Consider the following 15,392-nt stretch of genomic DNA (forward strand, 5'->3'; position numbering starts at 1 on the left):
CCGCAATCGAGAAAAGGAGCGCCTGATGTTTCGTATCACCAAGGAATTCCATTTCTCAGCTTCTCATCAGCTGACAGAATTACCCGCCGATCATCAATGTGCGCGGCTGCACGGGCACAACTACATCGTTGAAGTTGAACTGTCTTCAGCCGATCTCAATGAGCATGGCTTCGTGCGTGATTATCACGAGCTGGCGCCACTCAAGCGCTATATCGATGATGAGCTCGATCACCGCCATCTCAATGATGTGCTCGGGCATAATTGCGTGACGGCAGAGTTTTTGGCGCGCCATCTTTATGAGTGGTGCCAGGCACGCTGGCAGGAAGTCACAGCGGTAAGGGTCAGCGAAACGCCAAAGACATGGGCGGAGTATCGCCCCGCGAGCCGGTCATGAAAACAAGCTCCGAAATCCGCATCAGCGAGATTTTCGGTCCTACCATTCAAGGCGAAGGCGTGTTGAGCGGCGAGCCGACTGTTTTCGTGCGCACGGGCGGCTGCGACTACCGCTGCGCATGGTGTGACAGTCTCCATGCTGTTGAAAGCCGCTTTCGCCATGACTGGAAACCGATGAGCGTTGATGCCATCTGGCATGAAGTGACGATACTTTCTGGAAAAAAGCCAATAACAGTGTCACTTTCTGGCGGAAATCCAGCTATTCAGCCTTTGGGACCACTGATCGATCATGGTCACACGCAAGGTTATCGCTTTGCACTGGAAACACAGGGATCGGTGGCAAAGGACTGGTTTTCCAGGCTCGATACGCTTGTTCTGAGCCCAAAACCGCCCTCAAGCGGCATGGATACGGACTGGAACGCACTCGCTGCATCCATTGATGCTGCGGGACCGGCACCAAAGACAGTGCTGAAATTCGTGGTCTTCGATGATGCGGATTATGCCTTTGCAAAGGCAGCGTCAGCACGTCATCCGCATTTGGCCGTCTACCTGCAGCCCGGCAATCACACACCGCCACCGCCCGAAGATGACGATGCCCGCATTGACATGGACGGCATCATGAGCCGCATGGAATGGCTGATCGACAAGGTGATGGCAGATCGCTGGTTTGAGGCCCACGTTCTGCCCCAGCTTCATGTGCTGATCTGGGGCAATAAGCGTGGTGTCTGAAACCATCAGCGATACGCATTGTCGTCAGGCCGTGGCGAAAATGGTGATCTGTTGAGCATCGGAGCGGAGCTTACTTGAAGTAAGTGAGCACCGAAGCGCAACCAGAACGCCATTTGCAGACCGGCATCACGGCAATGCCTATCTATTTTGGCCCGGCACCCAAAGAACATCGCTCGCGCCGTTATCATTGACGGCGCGGGCAGCGACAAACAGGAAATCGGAGAGGCGGTTGATATATTGCAGCGCTTCCTTTGAAACCACTTCGCCTTCAGTCTTTGCAAGCTGTACCATCAACCGTTCCGCACGACGCGATACGGTGCGTGCCAGATGCAGCGCCGCAGAAGCGGCCGAACCACCTGGCAGAATGAACGACCGCAGCGGCGGAATATCCGCGTTCAGATAGTCAATGTCGGATTCAAGCCGTGTAACCTGCGAGGCAACAATACGCAGCGGCTCATAGGAAAGCGGTTCACCGTCATCGGGTGTTGAAAGATCAGCACCAAGATCGAACAGATCATTCTGGATGCGCATGAGCATAACATCGATATGCATATAATCAGCAGCTTCCGTATGCAGTCGAACCAGACCAATACAGGCATTGGTTTCGTCGACCGTACCGTAAGCTTCCACACGCAAATCAGATTTCAGCCTGCGCGGACCCGAGGTCAGGCCAGTGGTTCCATCATCACCCGTACGAGTATAAATCTTGTTGAGCTTGACCATGGTTACTGTCCACTCTTCTGGCGCGCAAAATAAATGGCAGCCACGATCAGAACCACAGCGATAAACTGCAGAAAGACACGCAGCTGCATCATCTTGTTGGAGAAGTTGCCATCACCACCGCGCATCATATTGCGCAGGCCAATAATCAGCACAATCGCCACGGCGAACATGGCCACCATGGCCGCAGCTTTGAACAGAAAGTCCATTTAGTTCTCTCCCATAATCCGCCATACTTTTTTAATTCAAGACTGGTCGGACAGCATTCGGTAAAGCCAGCGTGACGGCATTAGGCGTCGTGCAAGAATACCCAGTTTAGCCGGTCGCGTAACCGCATAATGCGGACGCGGCTTAGGCGCCTCCAATGCATGCACAAGTACCGCGTAAACCGCTTCGGGGCCAAGCTTGTTTTTTGATTTTGTACCACCGCTTTCAAGCTTTGCCATCTGTCGCTGATATAACTCGCGATGAACGGAATGCTCGAGATCGATATTGGCGCGCGCATGCATGGCCGCATTATAGGTGAACTGCGAGGCAATCGGTCCCGGCTCTATCATGGACACCTCAATGCCGGAGCCTTCCAGCTCCATGCGTTGAGCCATCATCAGCCCTTCCAGCGCGAATTTCGAGGCAACATATGCACCGCGCCATTTCATCGGCACAAGCCCGAGGATTGATGAACAATGCACAATCCGACCCTGCCCCTGCGCACGCATTACCGGAATGATGCGGCGTGTCAGATCATGCCAGCCGAAGAAGTTGGCCTCGAACTGCGCACGCAGTGCTTCAACAGGAAGATCCTCAATGGCGCCGGGCTGTGCATAGGCGCCATTGTTGAAAAGCGCGTCCAGCCTGCCATCCGTTGCACGCAAGACTTCGTCGACCAGCGCTTCGATCGACTGCGGTTCAGTATAATCGAGATAGAAAGCCTCAATGCCTTTGGCTTTGAGTGCTGCGATATCCTCATCTTTCCGCGCGGTGGCAAACACACGCCAGCCATCCTGATGCAAGGCGCTCGCGCAATAGGCCCCGATGCCGGAAGAACACCCCGTTATCAGGATGCTGCGCTTTGCATTTTGTGAGACCATGGCTTGTTTCCTAAGGCAGGATTTTGGCCAGAGTGCTTGATTCGCAAAAGGTTTAAAACAGCCCACCCCTTGCATTTCCGAATTCGATACTAGATTTAAGGCCTTGAATTCAAATAACTGAACTGAGAGGGACAAATCTGCGGATGCGAAAAGTAAGGCGTTTTCTCCGTCAGATCACCTTCGATGTTTATGGGCATTTCAGTAGCGACGATGGCTGGGCATTTGCCTCGCACATTGCTCTGTCCGGGCTGATGGCGCTGTTCCCGTTTCTGATCTTTGCAACGTCACTCGCCAGCTTTCTCGGCACCAAGGAATTTGCCAATAATGCGGTGCATGTCATTTTCGATATGTGGCCGTCGAATATTGCAGGCCCCATCGCCAACGAAGTGATGAACGTTCTGACCGTTCAGCGTAGCGGACTCCTGACGTTGAGTGTGATCGCTGCTGCCTATTTTGCCTCCAATGGTGTGGAAGCACTGCGCATGTCGCTTAACCGCGCCTATCGCGTGATCGACCAGCGTTCGATCATTTTCTGCCGTCTTCAAAGCTTGGGCTTCGTGCTTATTGGCACAATCAGCCTGATGGCAATCAGCTTTCTGCTGGTTCTTGCACCGCTTGCCGTGCGTTTGGCTGAGCAATGGTTTCCAGACATCGCACCATTTACAGGTACAATCGCCATCTGGCGCTATACGATTGCAGTGATCGTTCTGGTGCTTGCGCTTTTCATCGTGCATATCTGGCTGCCTGCAGGAAAACGGCGCTTGAGCGACATTCTCCCCGGCATCGGCATCACGCTGGTTGCGTGGCTGGCCGCTGCAACAGCCTTTGCAAAATATCTCGAAACTTTTGCGAATTACGTCACCACCTATGCAGGCCTTGCTTCGATCATGGTGGCAATCGTATTTCTCTATATGCTTTCGGCAATCTTCATCATCGGAGCGGAAATCAACGCGGCGATCATGAACTTCCGCAAGCGCGAGCAGCAGCCCGAACTCAATATAGAATAGCTATTTGCGGAGGGTTGTGAGTGCGACACCGAGCGTTGTCACAACCATGCCCGCGATCTGAATCGGGCCAAGCGTTTCACCGAAAATCAGATAGGCCATGATCGCAGCCGTCCCGGGCACCAGATAGAAAAGCGATGCAACTTTCGACATCGCTCCTTCGCGGATCATCACCAGCAGTGCCAGAATAGCACCGATGGAAATCGCCAGTGTCAGCCAGACCAGCGCAAAGATGAGCTGAGGCGACCAGATCATAACGCGGGTTTCAAAAGTGAAAGCACAGATAGCGGTAAGCGCGGCTGCTGCGATATATTGCACCGCCGTCCCGGTTTTAAGATCCGCTGCGGTACCAAAACGCTTCTGCCACACCGTACCCGTGCTGATCGCAAGAACCGCCACAAGTGCTGCTGCCAGGCTTTGCGGATCGACACCGCTATGGCCTGAAAATTTCGGCCACACCACCATAGCAACACCAAGAAAGCCGATAAGCAGCCCCAGCCATTGCCGGCCGCTGGCCCGCTCGCCTAAAAGAAGCGCTGCAATTAGAGTGGTCAACATTGGCTGAAGACCGGCGACAAGCCCCGACATGCCTGCTGGTAGGCCATGATGCACGGCCCAGAAAAGTGCAGAGAGATAAACACCATGGATCAGGCAGCCTGCGATGGCTGCATGCATCAGCACTTTGCCCCTCGGCCAGACACTATGGCTGGCCAAAGCCCAAATGATCATAATGAGAGCTGCAATGGAGAACCGCACCGCCATAAAGCTGAATGGTTCTGCATAGGGCATAGAAAGCCCAGCCCCGATGAAGCCGGTGGCCCAGAGCAGAACAAACATGAGGGGGAAAAAGCGGGTAGCCATGATCAGAAACTCTTTTCTTTGGCGCCTGCTCTAATCCGGTTCTGAGAATTGCGCTATCGCATAAATCTGATTGCTGCGATCAATTTGCCAAATGCCTCGCTTCTGCCTATGAAACGGCATGGACATTCAGAACGACACAATCCGCATTTTTGTTGATGCCGACGCTTGCCCGGTAAAGGCGGAAGTCTACCGCGTTGCTGAACGTCACGGCTTGGCCGTTGTGCTCGTGGCCAACAGCTATATTGCCATCCCGTGCGATGCAGAACGCGTCGAACGTGTCATTGTGTCCGACAAGCTTGATGCGGCTGACGATTGGATCGCTGAAAATTCCCGCCCCGGCATTGTCGTCATCACCGCGGATATACCGCTGGCAAGCCGCTCAATTGAAGTGGGCGCATCGGTTATCGCACCCAATGGCAAAGTTCACACGCCCAGCACGATCGGCAACACACTCGCAACGCGCAATCTGATGGATTCGCTGCGTTCGGCAGGCGAAACAACGCGAGGACCAGCGCCATTTTCGCCAAAAGACCGCTCAGCATTTCTGTCCGCCCTCGAACTGGCGATCGTCCAGTTGAAACGCTCCGGCTTTAAATCAGCTTGATCGGATCGAGGCTGTCGCAATACCCGCACCGATCAACATCGTTCCGCCTGCCCGATTGAAGATGCGAAGGGCGCGCTCATTGGCAAAGAAGCGACGGGCGCGCGTAGCAATCAGCGCATAAGCAAAGGCATTGAGAAATGCCAGCACAAGGAACGTGGTTTCAAAGACCAGCATCTGCGTCATGAAATCACGATGCGGGCTCAAGAACTGCGGCAGGAAAGCGACGAAAAACGTAATGCTTTTGGGGTTTAGCGCTGTCACCAGCCAAGCATGAAGCAGCATCCGCACTGGCTTAACCTCATCGTGCCGCGCCTTGGCGTCCATTGTGCCACCGGCACGAAACAACTTGATACCCAACCAGATGAGATAGGCAGCACCAACCCACTTAACCGCAGTGAATACCGTCGCTGACGCGGCGAGAAGCGCACCGACACCCAGCATGGAAAGCGTCATGGCGGTGAAATCACCAAGTGCCACGCCAATTGCCATGGGGAGAGCAGCTTTCCAGCCCTGCCCGAGCGCATAGGATACCACCAGCAAAACCGTTGGTCCCGGAATAATCAGAAGCACAATGGATGCGGCAGAAAATGCCAGCCAGACTTCAATGCTCATGGATAACTTCCTCTCTCAAGAAGAGGAAGCCACCGAACGGTATAATTGTCTATCTAAAGTTTTTGCGCAGCTTCAATCAGCTTGATCGCATCCGGACTATCCCATGGAGCCGGGCCGTTCATTGACGCAATCTGGCAACCTTCCTTGTCGACCAGCAATGTCACAGGCAGGCCGAAAGCCAGATTCTTGCGCTTTAATTCATTGAAGCTCGACATGGTGGCATCCCGGTTGAGGCTCAGGCTCTTGATGCCGATCTCTTCGAGAAACTTTTTAGGCTTCTCGTCCGATCCCGTATCGATATTGATCGCGACGACATCAAAATCGCTTCCGCCCTTTTCAGCCTGAAGATTATCAAGCTCGGGCATCTCTTCGCGGCACGGCGCACACCAGGTCGCCCAGAGGTTCACGAGAAGCGTCTTGCCCTTATAATCGCCCAGCGTCAGCTGCTTGCCGTCAGGTCCAGTGAAAGCGATATGGGCAACAGAAATCGGCTTTTCAGCAGCCCGCATGGCAGCAACGCTTCCGGTTGCCGCAGCATCAAGGCTCTTGAGACTATCGGCCTTTAGCGCACATTGTGCAGAAGCTTCATCACTTTGCGCAGAAACATTGCTAGTGGGTGCATTGCCAGAAGGCCGTTCCATCACGTATACCGCGCCTATACCGGCGACGACACCGGCAAGTGCAGCAAGAAGGACAATCTTCCGATTGCCTGACTTTGCCTTAACGTTGTCTTCAGCCATAGCGCGTCACTTTCCGTTAGAGCGCCGTGCATCCAATTGGATGCACAAAGGACGCTCTCACTTGTTTAATCTACGCATCGTGCTTTCCAAAATCGATTCCGATTTTGAGCCGGTGCGGCAGTCTTGCATCCGAGGCATACGAGCATGAGCGAACAAAAATCAAGCAATCAGATGTGGGGCGGCCGTTTTGCCTCAGGGCCCGATGCGATCATGGAAGAGATCAACGCGTCCATCGGCTTCGACCGCAAGCTCTATGCGCAGGATATTCAGGGCTCGCTCGCCCATGCTGCCATGCTTGCAAAGACTGGCATCATTGCGGCAGACGATCACAAAAAGATCGAAGACGGCCTGAAAACCATCCTCAAGGAAATCGAGGACGGCAAATTCACCTTCTCGCGCAAGCTTGAAGACATTCACATGAATATCGAAGCGCGCCTCGCCGATCTGATTGGCGCCTCTGCAGGACGTCTGCACACGGCCCGTTCGCGCAATGATCAGGTGGCTGTTGATTTCCGCCTTTGGGTCAAGCAGGAAATGCAGAAGACTGCCGTGGCTCTTAAAGGCTTGATCGAGGCTTTCCTTGAGCGCGCAGAAGAACATGCCGCCACCGTCATGCCGGGCTTCACGCATCTACAGACCGCGCAGCCTGTCACCTTTGGTCATCATTGCATGGCCTATGTCGAAATGTTTGGCCGCGACCTGTCGCGCGTGCGCGATGCGATTGAACGCATGGACGAATCGCCTTTGGGTGCGGCAGCGCTTGCTGGAACCGGCTTCCCGATTGATCGTCACATGACTGCGACAGCGCTCGGTTTCCGTGAACCAACCCGCAATTCACTCGACAGCGTTTCCGACCGTGACTACGCGCTGGAATTCCTATCGCTCGCAGCCATCTGCGCGGGTCATCTGTCACGCCTTGCCGAAGAAATCGTCATCTGGTCGACGCCGCAGTTCAATTTCGTTCGCCTGTCCGACGCTTTCTCGACCGGCTCGTCGATCATGCCGCAGAAGAAGAACCCGGACGCTGCCGAACTGGTCCGCGCCAAGACCGGCCGTATCAACGGTTCGCTTGTTGCACTTCTCACCATCATGAAGGGGCTTCCGCTCGCCTATTCCAAGGATATGCAGGAAGACAAGGAACAGGTTTTCGACGCTGCCGAGAACCTGGAACTCGCAATTGCCGCCATGTCCGGCATGGTACGTGACCTGACCATCAATGTTGCAAGCATGAAGAAGGCTGCAGGTTCGGGTTATTCGACCGCAACCGATCTGGCTGACTGGCTGGTGCGTGAGCTTGGCCTTCCTTTCCGTGACGCCCACCATGTGACGGGCCGCGCCGTGGCTCTGGCCGAAAGCAAAAAGGTCGATCTTTCCAGGCTTTCGCTGGAAGACCTTCAGTCAATCAATCCGGGTATTACCGATGCGATCTTCGGCTATCTGACGGTTGAGAAGTCGGTCAAGAGCCGTCAGTCCTTTGGCGGAACAGCGCCACAGGAAGTGCGCCGCCAGATCCGTTATTGGAAAAAGCGCATTACAAAGGCGTAAGCTGAGCATGTTAGTGAGATCGCTCTTGAAGGAGTGATTTCACTTTCAGATATTTTGGGTTAGACCTGACCCATAGGACAAATTCCGGGAACCAAAGCTGATGACAGGCCGCTCCGCCATTTCCTCCGTGCTTCTGATCGCCGCTCTTGCAGCCACTCTTGCCGCTTGCGGACGAAAAGGCCCGCTTGAGCCACCGCCAGCACAGCTCATCACCAATGAACAGGGTCGCACGGTCGAGAAACCGAAGGAAGACAAGCCCTTCATCCTCGACAAGATTCTGTAATAGCTTATCAAGCAGGGACTGTTTCCCGTGAATCATTTTGAATATCGCGACGGCGTTCTCCACGCCGAAAATGTAAGCCTGCCCGAAATCGCAAAAGAAGTCGGCACGCCTTTTTACGTCTATTCACGCGCCACGATCGAGCGCCATTTCCGCGTCTTCAGCGAAGCCTTTGCGGATATGGAAACGCTGGTAACTTACGCGTTGAAGGCTAATTCGAACCTGGCTGTTCTCAAGACTCTCGCCAAGCTCGGCGCAGGCGCTGACACGGTTTCGGAAGGCGAAATCCGCCGTGCTTTAGCTGCAGGTATTCCGGCCAACAAGATCGTGTTTTCCGGCGTTGGCAAAACCCCGCATGAAATGGATTTTGCGCTGGAAGCAGGCATCTACTGCTTCAACGTCGAATCCGAACCGGAGCTGGAAATTCTTTCCTCCCGCGCAGTCAAGGCGGGCAAGGTTGCATCTGTATCCTTGCGCATCAATCCGGATGTCGATGCCAAGACCCATGCCAAGATTTCAACCGGGAAGTCCGAAAACAAGTTCGGCATTCCACGCGTAAAAGCCCGGCAGGCCTATGCGCGTGCAGCAAGCCTGCCCGGTATCGATGTTGTCGGCATTGATATGCATATCGGTAGCCAGATCATTGATCTCGAGCCTTTCGACAATGCGTTTGCACTGATGGCGCAGCTGGTTGAGGAATTGCGGGCTGACGGCCACAATATCCGCCACGTCGATGTTGGCGGAGGCTTAGGCATTCCTTATCGTACCGATAACAACCCACCGCCGCTGCCGGTTGCTTATGCGGAAATTGTCGCAAAGCATATCAAGCCGCTTGGCCTCAAAACCGTGTTTGAGCCGGGTCGGCTGATCGTCGGCAATGCCGGTCTTCTAGTAACGGAAGTTATTTTCGTAAAGGAAGGCGACGCCAAGAACTTCATCATCGTTGATGCGGCGATGAACGATCTCATCCGTCCGACCCTTTACGAAGCTTTCCACGACATCAAGCCAGTTTTGGAAACCAAAGATAATGCCCCACGCATTCGCGCCGATTTTGTCGGCCCTGTTTGTGAAACCGGCGACTATCTCGGCCTTGACCGTGAAGTAGCAAAGCCTGCTCCGGGAGATCTGATCGCTGTCTGTACGACGGGCGCCTATGGCGCAGTTCTGTCGAGCACCTACAACAGCCGTCTCTTGATCCCCGAAGTGCTGGTGGATGGTGATCGCTATCACGTCATTCGTCCACGCCGGACCTATGAAGAGCTTCTGGCACTCGATTCTGTACCGGACTGGCTATAAATTAGGGTGAACGCATGTCTCCCAAAAGTGGGAACCGGTTTTGGGTAAAAGACATGCGTAAAAACAAACCAGTAAAGCGTGGCGAGCTTTACGCCTCGCCTTTGCCATGATGCGTGTTATTCTATGAAACAACCATAGGCGTTACACGCATCAGAAAGACCCGATGACACAACAGAGAAAAGACAGCAAAGACTTGCCGAACCGCAAGCGCGATGCGTTTTTCCGCCTGTTTTCCGGCGAAGGTGCAGCCCTGCGCCGCCTTCACCTGCAGAGCTTTCTGACGATTGGTTTTGAGCGACTCTGGCCTCTCGTGCTGCCGCTGATTCTATTGGCTGCGCTTTTTGCAAGCTTAAGCTGGCTTGGGCTTTTTGCGCTGATGCCGCGCTGGCTGCATCTGGGTGTGCTTGGCCTTTTTGCTTTGGCGGCACTTGTCGCGCTTTATCTGCCGTTCCGTTTCCGCCTGCCTGATGAAGATGCCATCACCGCACGTATTGAAGATGTAAACGGCCTGATCCATGAACCATTAGCCGTGCAAACCGGACAAATGGCGACCGGCAGTAATGATCCTTTTGCAGTCGCTCTCTGGCAGGAACACAAGCGCCGCATGGCCGAGCGCCTGAAAAACCTCCAGTCAGGTGTACCGCGTCCACACATTCCTGAACGTGACCCTTTTGCATTGCGTGCAATCGTGGCTCTGCTGTTCGTGACTGCTTCCGCCTATAGCCTTAGCCCGAACAGCGGGCGCATCGCCGATGCTTTTCATATCCGCGCCGGTAGTGCCGCCGTTGTTGCCCGCGTCGATGCCTGGGTAACGCCACCACAATATACGGGCCGCGCGCCGGTATTTCTCAGCACCAATGCTGGTGAAGGCAATGTCGAAAAGCCTATAACCGTACCGCAGGGCAGCATCGTCAATATTCGCGTAATCGGCGGCAGTTCTGAAAGATTGACAGCAACCGATGCGACCGGACATCGTCGTGAAGTACAGCCTATCGCGCCCAAAGAAGGCGAAGATGCAACGGCTGAACAGCAGACCAATGTCGATGGCAGCCGCAACTTCCGCTACGATCTTCAGCAGGACGAAACCCTGAACCTTTCAGGCAATGATCTCAGCTGGACATTTGCTGTCACACCAGACAATGCGCCGACAATCCGCTTCACCAAAGAGCCGGGCCGCGCCCTCAATGGCACTTTGCAGCTTAGCTATGAGATCAGCGACGATTACGGTGCCACCAAGGCCTATGGTGAAGTCGTACCGCTTGATATTGATCATGAGGAAGAGGAAACCGCTCCTCTTTATGATGCGCCTGAATTACCGCTTGCCCTTCCCCGCCGTGGATCGAAAGAGGCAACGACGTCGAAAGATCTGACCCAGCATCCTTGGGCCGGTCAGAAAGTGGCGCTGACACTTGTTGCAACAGACGCAGCAGGTAAGTTCGGACGCAGCGAAACAAAGATCATCACTCTGCCCGAACGCCCGTTCTCCAATCCACTGGCCAAGGCTGTTGCCGAGCAGCGCCGTATTCTGGCGCTTGACGCCACGCAACGCGACCATGTGCGCGACATGCTGTCTGCATTGATGTTGCGGCCAGAGGAAACGATTAAGAACAACGCCCATTATCTGGGTCTTGTGACGATCCGTACGCGGCTTAAACTCGCGACTAGCGACGACTCCTTGCGAGATACTGCCGATTATATGTGGCAGGTAGCGCTCGGCATTGAAGACGGCAATCTGTCCGCAGCAGAACGGCGTTTGCGTCAGGCGCAAGAAGCCCTGCGTAACGCCTTGCAGAATGGTGCTTCTCAGGAAGAAATCGAAAAGCTGACAGCGGAATTGCGCGAAGCGATGCAGCAGTTCCTGCGTGAATTCGCCCAGCGTCAGCAGCAGAACCCGAATGCCCGTAATCAGCGGATGGACCCGAATGCACGCATGCTGACCGACAAGGATTTGCAGCGCATGATGGACCAGATTGAAAATCTGGCTCGTCAGGGTTCGCGTGATCAGGCTGAACAGCTTTTGTCGCAGCTACAAGACCTGATGAACAATCTGCAGATGGGGCAACAGGCGCAGCCCGGCCAGCAGGGACAAGGTCAGGGCCAGGCCAATCAGATGCAGCAGCAGATGAACAAGCTGGGCGATCTGATGCGCCGCCAGCAACAGATGATGAACGAGACCTTCAAACTCGATCAGCAGATGCAGCAACAGCAATATGGCAGCGGCGAAGGCGAATATGGAGACGACCGGCTTCCAGGCGATAACGGCCCTATGGGACAAGGCGAATCGCAACAGGGGCAAGGTCAGGGTGGCCAGTCCGGCGATACGCCATCAGATCTGGCGGAAGCCATGCGCAAGCTGCAACAGCAGCAGCAAGCGCTTCAAGACGAACTGAAGAAGTTCAATGAAGACCTCAAGGGAATGGGCATTGATCCCAATCAGGATTTCTCCGACGCCGGAAAATCAATGGGCAATGCAGCCGATGCACTTGGTCGCAATGAAGGCTCGGAAGCAGGCGATCAGCAAGGCAGTGCTTTGGAAGCCCTTCGCCGCGGTGGCCGCGATATGATGCAGAAGATGCAGCAGGCCATGGGACAGGATGGTCAGGGTCAGAGTGGACGAAATGGTCAAAATGGCCGTGATCCGCTCGGTCGCCAGCAAGGCAACAACGGTCCGTCTGACGGCGATGGTGTCAAGATACCGGGAGAGATCGATATTCAGCGCGCCCGCGAGATTCTCGATGAAATCCGCCGTAAGCTTGGCGATGCGCTGACCCCGCAGATGGAGAAGGAATATCTCCAGCGGCTGTTGCAGTTCGATTGATACAAACAGCCGCTAAAAACCAGTTTCTACTCTTTTACATGGCCCACAAAAGGCAACTGCCGGAACGAATGGCCGACATCCATGCCGTAACCGACGACGAAATAGTCAGGGCATTCGAAAGCGACGAAATCTGCATCCAGATCAACCTTGCGACGCACGCTCTTGTCGAGAAGCACAGCAATGCTGACGCTGCGCGCTCCACGCTCAATCATCAGCTCACGCACAAATTTGAGCGTCTTGCCTGATTCGAGAATGTCATCGATCAGAAGAACGTCGCGGTCTTTTACATCGCTGTCGATATCGCGCAGCAGACGAACTTCCGTACTGGTCGTACCCTTGCCATAGCTGGAAACGGTAATGAATTCGACATCCGGCTCAACACCTGCATCATGCATTGCACGAATAAGATCGGCTGCGAAAATGAACGAGCCTTTGAGGATAGATATCGTCAACAGATTATGAAAATCGCGTCCGGCAATCTCTTTTGCCAGCGCGAGATTACGCGCAGCGATTTCCTCCGGGCTGAAAAGCACGTCAATGGTTTTGCCGCCGACCTGAGGCATCTGCTGCGTCTCCTGATTTATAAGCGTAACTAAGCTTTGAAAGGCACGCTCTATATCATGCTTTCAGAAAAATGCACCCTTTTGCATTGCGCGACTTCGCGAACAATTGGACGAAGCATAATCATTTGCCATTTCATTGATTTGATATAGCGTGCCTGCCATGCATCCGGACATTATCGAACTGCGTTCCTTTTACGAAACCACCCTTGGCCATCTCGCAGAGCGATCCATTCGCATGGCGCTTTCGGGTCTTTGGGCGCGTGTACCAGGCGAGCGCCTGGTGGGGCTTGGCTATAGCCTCCCCTATCTCGACCGCTTCAGTGCAGATACCGAGCGAAGTTTTGCTTTTATGCCTGCCGGACAAGGTGCCGTTGCATGGCCTTCATCGGGCAAATCAAGCACCGCACTCGTCTTCGACGAAGAACTGCCTTTGCCTGATTCTTCCATCGACCGGGTGCTGATGGTTCATGCACTGGAATATGCCGAAAACGCTTCGGAAACGCTGAAAGAAATGTGGCGTGTACTAGCCCCCAACGGACGGCTCGTCATCGTGGTGCCGAACCGGCGCGGCGTATGGGCACGTCTCGACCGCACACCATTCGGCAGTGGTCGCCCTTATAGCCGCACACAGTTGACCGCCCTGCTGCGCGAAGCCAATTTCAGCGTCAACACAATCAGCAATGCGCTGCATTTCCCACCCGTGAAACGCCGATGGATGATGCGTCCATGCATGGCCATTGAAGGTATTGGCCGCAAGCTCTGGCCGCTTTTTTCCGGTGTTCTGGTCGTCGAAGCGCAGAAACGCCTTTATCAAGGCCTGCCTGTCGCACAACGCTCGTCTCGCCGTGTCTTCGTGCCTGTTCTGGCGCCGCAAGGAACGCCGGTCAGCGGTTTGAGAAAAACCGCATCGAAAGAAACCAAAAAATAGCGCTGCAGCCTTTCACAGTAAGGTTTTTCTCGACTTGAACGCGGCAGAGGTTTATGCCCGCTACGCAACCTTAACATCAGTCCTTTTGGCGGAGCCAAAATCATGACCAATACGCAAGACCTTTCCCGTCCCCAGCCTAAGACCGGCCTGCTCGATATCGCAGCCTATGTACCAGGCAAGGAACACGTAGAAGGCGTTGCAAAGGTCTATAAGCTCTCTTCCAATGAGACCCCAATCGGCCCCAGCCCTCATGCGATCGAAGCCTATCGACACCTGGCCGATACGCTCGCGATCTATCCGGATGGTCAGGCCCAGGCATTGCGCGAGGCAATCGCTGAATCGCAGGGGCTTAACATCGGCAATATCATTTGCGGCAATGGCTCGGATGAATTGCTCGGCCTCATCTGCCAGACCTATCTGGCTCCGGGCGATGAAGCCATCATCACTGAGCATGGTTTTGCGGTTTACAAAATCCAGACGCTTGGCGCAGGTGCAACGCCTGTGACGGTGAAGGAAAAGGATGAACGCATCGATGTCGATGCGATCCTTGCTGGTGTAACGCCACGCACGAAGATCGTCTTCATTGCCAATCCAGCAAATCCGACCGGCACATATCTGCCTTTTGAGGAAGTACGTCGTCTTCATGCAGGCCTGCCGAAGAACGTTCTGCTGGTGCTGGATGCAGCCTATGCAGAATATGTTCGTCGCAACGATTACGAGTCCGGTCTTGAACTGGTATCGTCGAACGAAAATGTCGTCATGACCCGTACCTTCTCGAAGATTCACGGTCTGCCGGGCCTGCGCATCGGCTGGATGTATGCGCCATTGCACGTTATCGATGCGGTCAACCGTATTCGCGGCCCCTTCAACATGAACTCGGCAGCAATCGCTGCCGGCGCCGCTGCAATCCGTGACCGCGTTCATGTGGTGAAGTCTGTCGAGTACAATGAAAAATGGCTGACGTGGCTCACCGACGAATTCACCAAGCTTGGGCTTCGCGTCACTCCATCGGTCACAAACTTCCTGTTGTTCCATTTCCCGGAAGATTCCGCACATTCTGCAGATAAGGCCGATGAGTGGCTTTCAAAGCGCGGTTATATCCTGCGTCGCGTAGGTGGCTACGGCTTCCCGAATGCATTGCGCATGACAGTCGGTACGGAAGAAGCCAATCGTGGCGTCGTGGCAGCTCTGACCGAGTTTCTGAAGTAAGA

At 54.4% G+C, this 15,392-nt stretch carries 17 protein-coding genes; 10 read left to right on the forward strand and 7 right to left on the reverse strand.

Annotated elements, in window-relative coordinates:
• The first annotated feature begins 25 nt into the window (after window positions 1–25).
• Window positions 26–394: a 6-carboxytetrahydropterin synthase QueD gene (queD, locus tag RT142_RS16865; RefSeq protein WP_112807209.1), complete on the forward strand. Its 369-nt coding sequence runs from the start codon at window positions 26–28 to the stop codon at window positions 392–394.
• Complete coding sequence (queE, locus tag RT142_RS16870) at window positions 361–1,122, forward strand: 7-carboxy-7-deazaguanine synthase QueE (RefSeq protein WP_112807207.1); 762 nt, start codon at window positions 361–363, stop codon at window positions 1,120–1,122. Before queD ends, queE begins: the two co-directional genes overlap by 34 nt.
• 138 nt (window positions 1,123–1,260) lie before the next feature.
• Here queE and RT142_RS16875 read toward each other — a convergent pair whose 3' ends face one another.
• Genes RT142_RS16875 through RT142_RS16885 form a run of 3 tightly spaced genes read right to left on the reverse strand, consistent with a single transcriptional unit; the run spans window position 1,261 to window position 2,930 of the window.
• Window positions 1,261–1,845: a cob(I)yrinic acid a,c-diamide adenosyltransferase gene (locus tag RT142_RS16875; protein WP_105518987.1), complete on the reverse strand. Its 585-nt coding sequence runs from the start codon at window positions 1,843–1,845 to the stop codon at window positions 1,261–1,263.
• Window positions 1,846–1,847: 2 nt separating this feature from the next.
• On the reverse strand, window positions 1,848–2,051 hold the full coding sequence (locus RT142_RS16880; protein ID WP_064322135.1) for a twin transmembrane helix small protein: 204 nt from the start codon (window positions 2,049–2,051) through the stop codon (window positions 1,848–1,850).
• A gap of 36 nt (window positions 2,052–2,087) precedes the next feature.
• Window positions 2,088–2,930 carry an SDR family oxidoreductase gene (locus RT142_RS16885; RefSeq protein ID WP_112814516.1) on the reverse strand — a complete coding sequence of 281 codons (843 nt, stop codon included), beginning with the start codon at window positions 2,928–2,930 and terminating at the stop codon, window positions 2,088–2,090.
• A 143-nt stretch (window positions 2,931–3,073) separates the two neighbouring features.
• Here RT142_RS16885 and RT142_RS16890 point away from each other — a divergent pair, with 143 nt between their 5' ends.
• Window positions 3,074–3,937, forward strand: coding sequence for a YihY/virulence factor BrkB family protein (locus RT142_RS16890; protein WP_064322137.1), 864 nt, complete (start codon window positions 3,074–3,076; stop codon window positions 3,935–3,937).
• Here RT142_RS16890 and RT142_RS16895 read toward each other — a convergent pair whose 3' ends face one another.
• Window positions 3,938–4,795, reverse strand: a complete 858-nt coding sequence (locus RT142_RS16895) for a DMT family transporter (RefSeq protein ID WP_079212387.1) — start codon at window positions 4,793–4,795, stop codon at window positions 3,938–3,940. It lies immediately after the preceding gene.
• A 118-nt stretch (window positions 4,796–4,913) separates the two neighbouring features.
• Between RT142_RS16895 and RT142_RS16900 the strand changes: the two genes are divergently transcribed.
• Window positions 4,914–5,399, forward strand: coding sequence for a YaiI/YqxD family protein (locus RT142_RS16900; protein ID WP_313030115.1), 486 nt, complete (start codon window positions 4,914–4,916; stop codon window positions 5,397–5,399).
• Here RT142_RS16900 and RT142_RS16905 read toward each other — a convergent pair.
• Together RT142_RS16905 and tlpA are read right to left on the reverse strand one after the other, a co-directional pair.
• A complete protein-coding gene (locus RT142_RS16905; protein ID WP_007872056.1) occupies window positions 5,391–6,011 on the reverse strand; it encodes a LysE family translocator in 621 nt (206 codons plus the stop codon). The two genes, RT142_RS16900 and RT142_RS16905, sit on opposite strands and share 9 nt — an antisense overlap.
• Window positions 6,012–6,064: 53 nt before the next feature.
• Entirely contained in the window at window positions 6,065–6,751 is a 687-nt protein-coding gene (gene tlpA / locus RT142_RS16910) for a thiol:disulfide interchange protein TlpA (RefSeq protein WP_313030117.1), read from the reverse strand.
• A gap of 144 nt (window positions 6,752–6,895) precedes the next feature.
• Between tlpA and argH the strand changes: the two genes are divergently transcribed.
• The 4 genes from argH to RT142_RS16930 all read left to right on the forward strand — a co-directional run bounded on the left by argH (window position 6,896) and on the right by RT142_RS16930 (window position 12,690).
• The gene (argH, locus tag RT142_RS16915) at window positions 6,896–8,296 is read left to right on the forward strand and encodes an argininosuccinate lyase (RefSeq protein ID WP_112807197.1); all 1,401 of its coding nucleotides are present in this window, start codon (window positions 6,896–6,898) and stop codon (window positions 8,294–8,296) included.
• A gap of 100 nt (window positions 8,297–8,396) precedes the next feature.
• Window positions 8,397–8,579, forward strand: a complete 183-nt coding sequence (gene lptM / locus RT142_RS16920) for an LPS translocon maturation chaperone LptM (RefSeq protein ID WP_007872064.1) — start codon at window positions 8,397–8,399, stop codon at window positions 8,577–8,579.
• A gap of 27 nt (window positions 8,580–8,606) precedes the next feature.
• Window positions 8,607–9,872 (forward strand): diaminopimelate decarboxylase, encoded by a 1,266-nt coding sequence (gene lysA, locus RT142_RS16925; RefSeq protein ID WP_112807195.1) that lies wholly within the window; start codon window positions 8,607–8,609, stop codon window positions 9,870–9,872.
• 163 nt (window positions 9,873–10,035) lie between these two features.
• Window positions 10,036–12,690, forward strand: a complete 2,655-nt coding sequence (locus tag RT142_RS16930) for a TIGR02302 family protein (RefSeq protein ID WP_313030121.1) — start codon at window positions 10,036–10,038, stop codon at window positions 12,688–12,690.
• Between the two features lie 26 nt (window positions 12,691–12,716).
• Here RT142_RS16930 and hpt read toward each other — a convergent pair whose 3' ends face one another.
• The gene (hpt, locus tag RT142_RS16935) at window positions 12,717–13,253 is read right to left on the reverse strand and encodes a hypoxanthine phosphoribosyltransferase (RefSeq protein ID WP_007872070.1); all 537 of its coding nucleotides are present in this window, start codon (window positions 13,251–13,253) and stop codon (window positions 12,717–12,719) included.
• Between the two features lie 160 nt (window positions 13,254–13,413).
• Here hpt and RT142_RS16940 point away from each other — a divergent pair, with 160 nt between their 5' ends.
• Both RT142_RS16940 and hisC read left to right on the forward strand, forming a co-directional pair.
• Complete coding sequence (locus RT142_RS16940) at window positions 13,414–14,181, forward strand: class I SAM-dependent methyltransferase (protein WP_079212392.1); 768 nt, start codon at window positions 13,414–13,416, stop codon at window positions 14,179–14,181.
• Between the two features lie 102 nt (window positions 14,182–14,283).
• Window positions 14,284–15,390: a histidinol-phosphate transaminase gene (gene hisC, locus RT142_RS16945; RefSeq protein ID WP_105518995.1), complete on the forward strand. Its 1,107-nt coding sequence runs from the start codon at window positions 14,284–14,286 to the stop codon at window positions 15,388–15,390.
• Window positions 15,391–15,392 lie beyond the last annotated feature (2 nt).

Origin of the sequence: Brucella sp. (genome assembly GCF_032066345.1) — a bacterium.
Classification (GTDB): Bacteria; Pseudomonadota; Alphaproteobacteria; order Rhizobiales; family Rhizobiaceae; genus Brucella; species Brucella pseudogrignonensis.

What these genes read in the sequence shown, in the direction of transcription:
- RT142_RS16875 (WP_105518987.1), bottom strand. Translation starts at nt 1,845, where the DNA reads ATGGTCAAGCTCAACAAGATTTATACTCGTACGGGTGATGATGGAACC.
- hpt (WP_007872070.1), bottom strand. Translation starts at nt 13,253, where the DNA reads ATGCCTCAGGTCGGCGGCAAAACCATTGACGTGCTTTTCAGCCCGGAG.
- hisC (WP_105518995.1), top strand. Translation starts at nt 14,284, where the DNA reads ATGACCAATACGCAAGACCTTTCCCGTCCCCAGCCTAAGACCGGCCTG.
- queE (WP_112807207.1), top strand. Translation starts at nt 361, where the DNA reads ATGGGCGGAGTATCGCCCCGCGAGCCGGTCATGAAAACAAGCTCCGAA.
- RT142_RS16930 (WP_313030121.1), top strand. Translation starts at nt 10,036, where the DNA reads ATGACACAACAGAGAAAAGACAGCAAAGACTTGCCGAACCGCAAGCGC.
- RT142_RS16885 (WP_112814516.1), bottom strand. Translation starts at nt 2,930, where the DNA reads ATGGTCTCACAAAATGCAAAGCGCAGCATCCTGATAACGGGGTGTTCT.
- RT142_RS16890 (WP_064322137.1), top strand. Translation starts at nt 3,074, where the DNA reads ATGCGAAAAGTAAGGCGTTTTCTCCGTCAGATCACCTTCGATGTTTAT.
- RT142_RS16895 (WP_079212387.1), bottom strand. Translation starts at nt 4,795, where the DNA reads ATGGCTACCCGCTTTTTCCCCCTCATGTTTGTTCTGCTCTGGGCCACC.
- RT142_RS16905 (WP_007872056.1), bottom strand. Translation starts at nt 6,011, where the DNA reads ATGAGCATTGAAGTCTGGCTGGCATTTTCTGCCGCATCCATTGTGCTT.
- RT142_RS16940 (WP_079212392.1), top strand. Translation starts at nt 13,414, where the DNA reads ATGCATCCGGACATTATCGAACTGCGTTCCTTTTACGAAACCACCCTT.
- lptM (WP_007872064.1), top strand. Translation starts at nt 8,397, where the DNA reads ATGACAGGCCGCTCCGCCATTTCCTCCGTGCTTCTGATCGCCGCTCTT.
- RT142_RS16900 (WP_313030115.1), top strand. Translation starts at nt 4,914, where the DNA reads ATGGACATTCAGAACGACACAATCCGCATTTTTGTTGATGCCGACGCT.
- queD (WP_112807209.1), top strand. Translation starts at nt 26, where the DNA reads ATGTTTCGTATCACCAAGGAATTCCATTTCTCAGCTTCTCATCAGCTG.
- RT142_RS16880 (WP_064322135.1), bottom strand. Translation starts at nt 2,051, where the DNA reads ATGGACTTTCTGTTCAAAGCTGCGGCCATGGTGGCCATGTTCGCCGTG.
- argH (WP_112807197.1), top strand. Translation starts at nt 6,896, where the DNA reads ATGAGCGAACAAAAATCAAGCAATCAGATGTGGGGCGGCCGTTTTGCC.
- tlpA (WP_313030117.1), bottom strand. Translation starts at nt 6,751, where the DNA reads ATGGCTGAAGACAACGTTAAGGCAAAGTCAGGCAATCGGAAGATTGTC.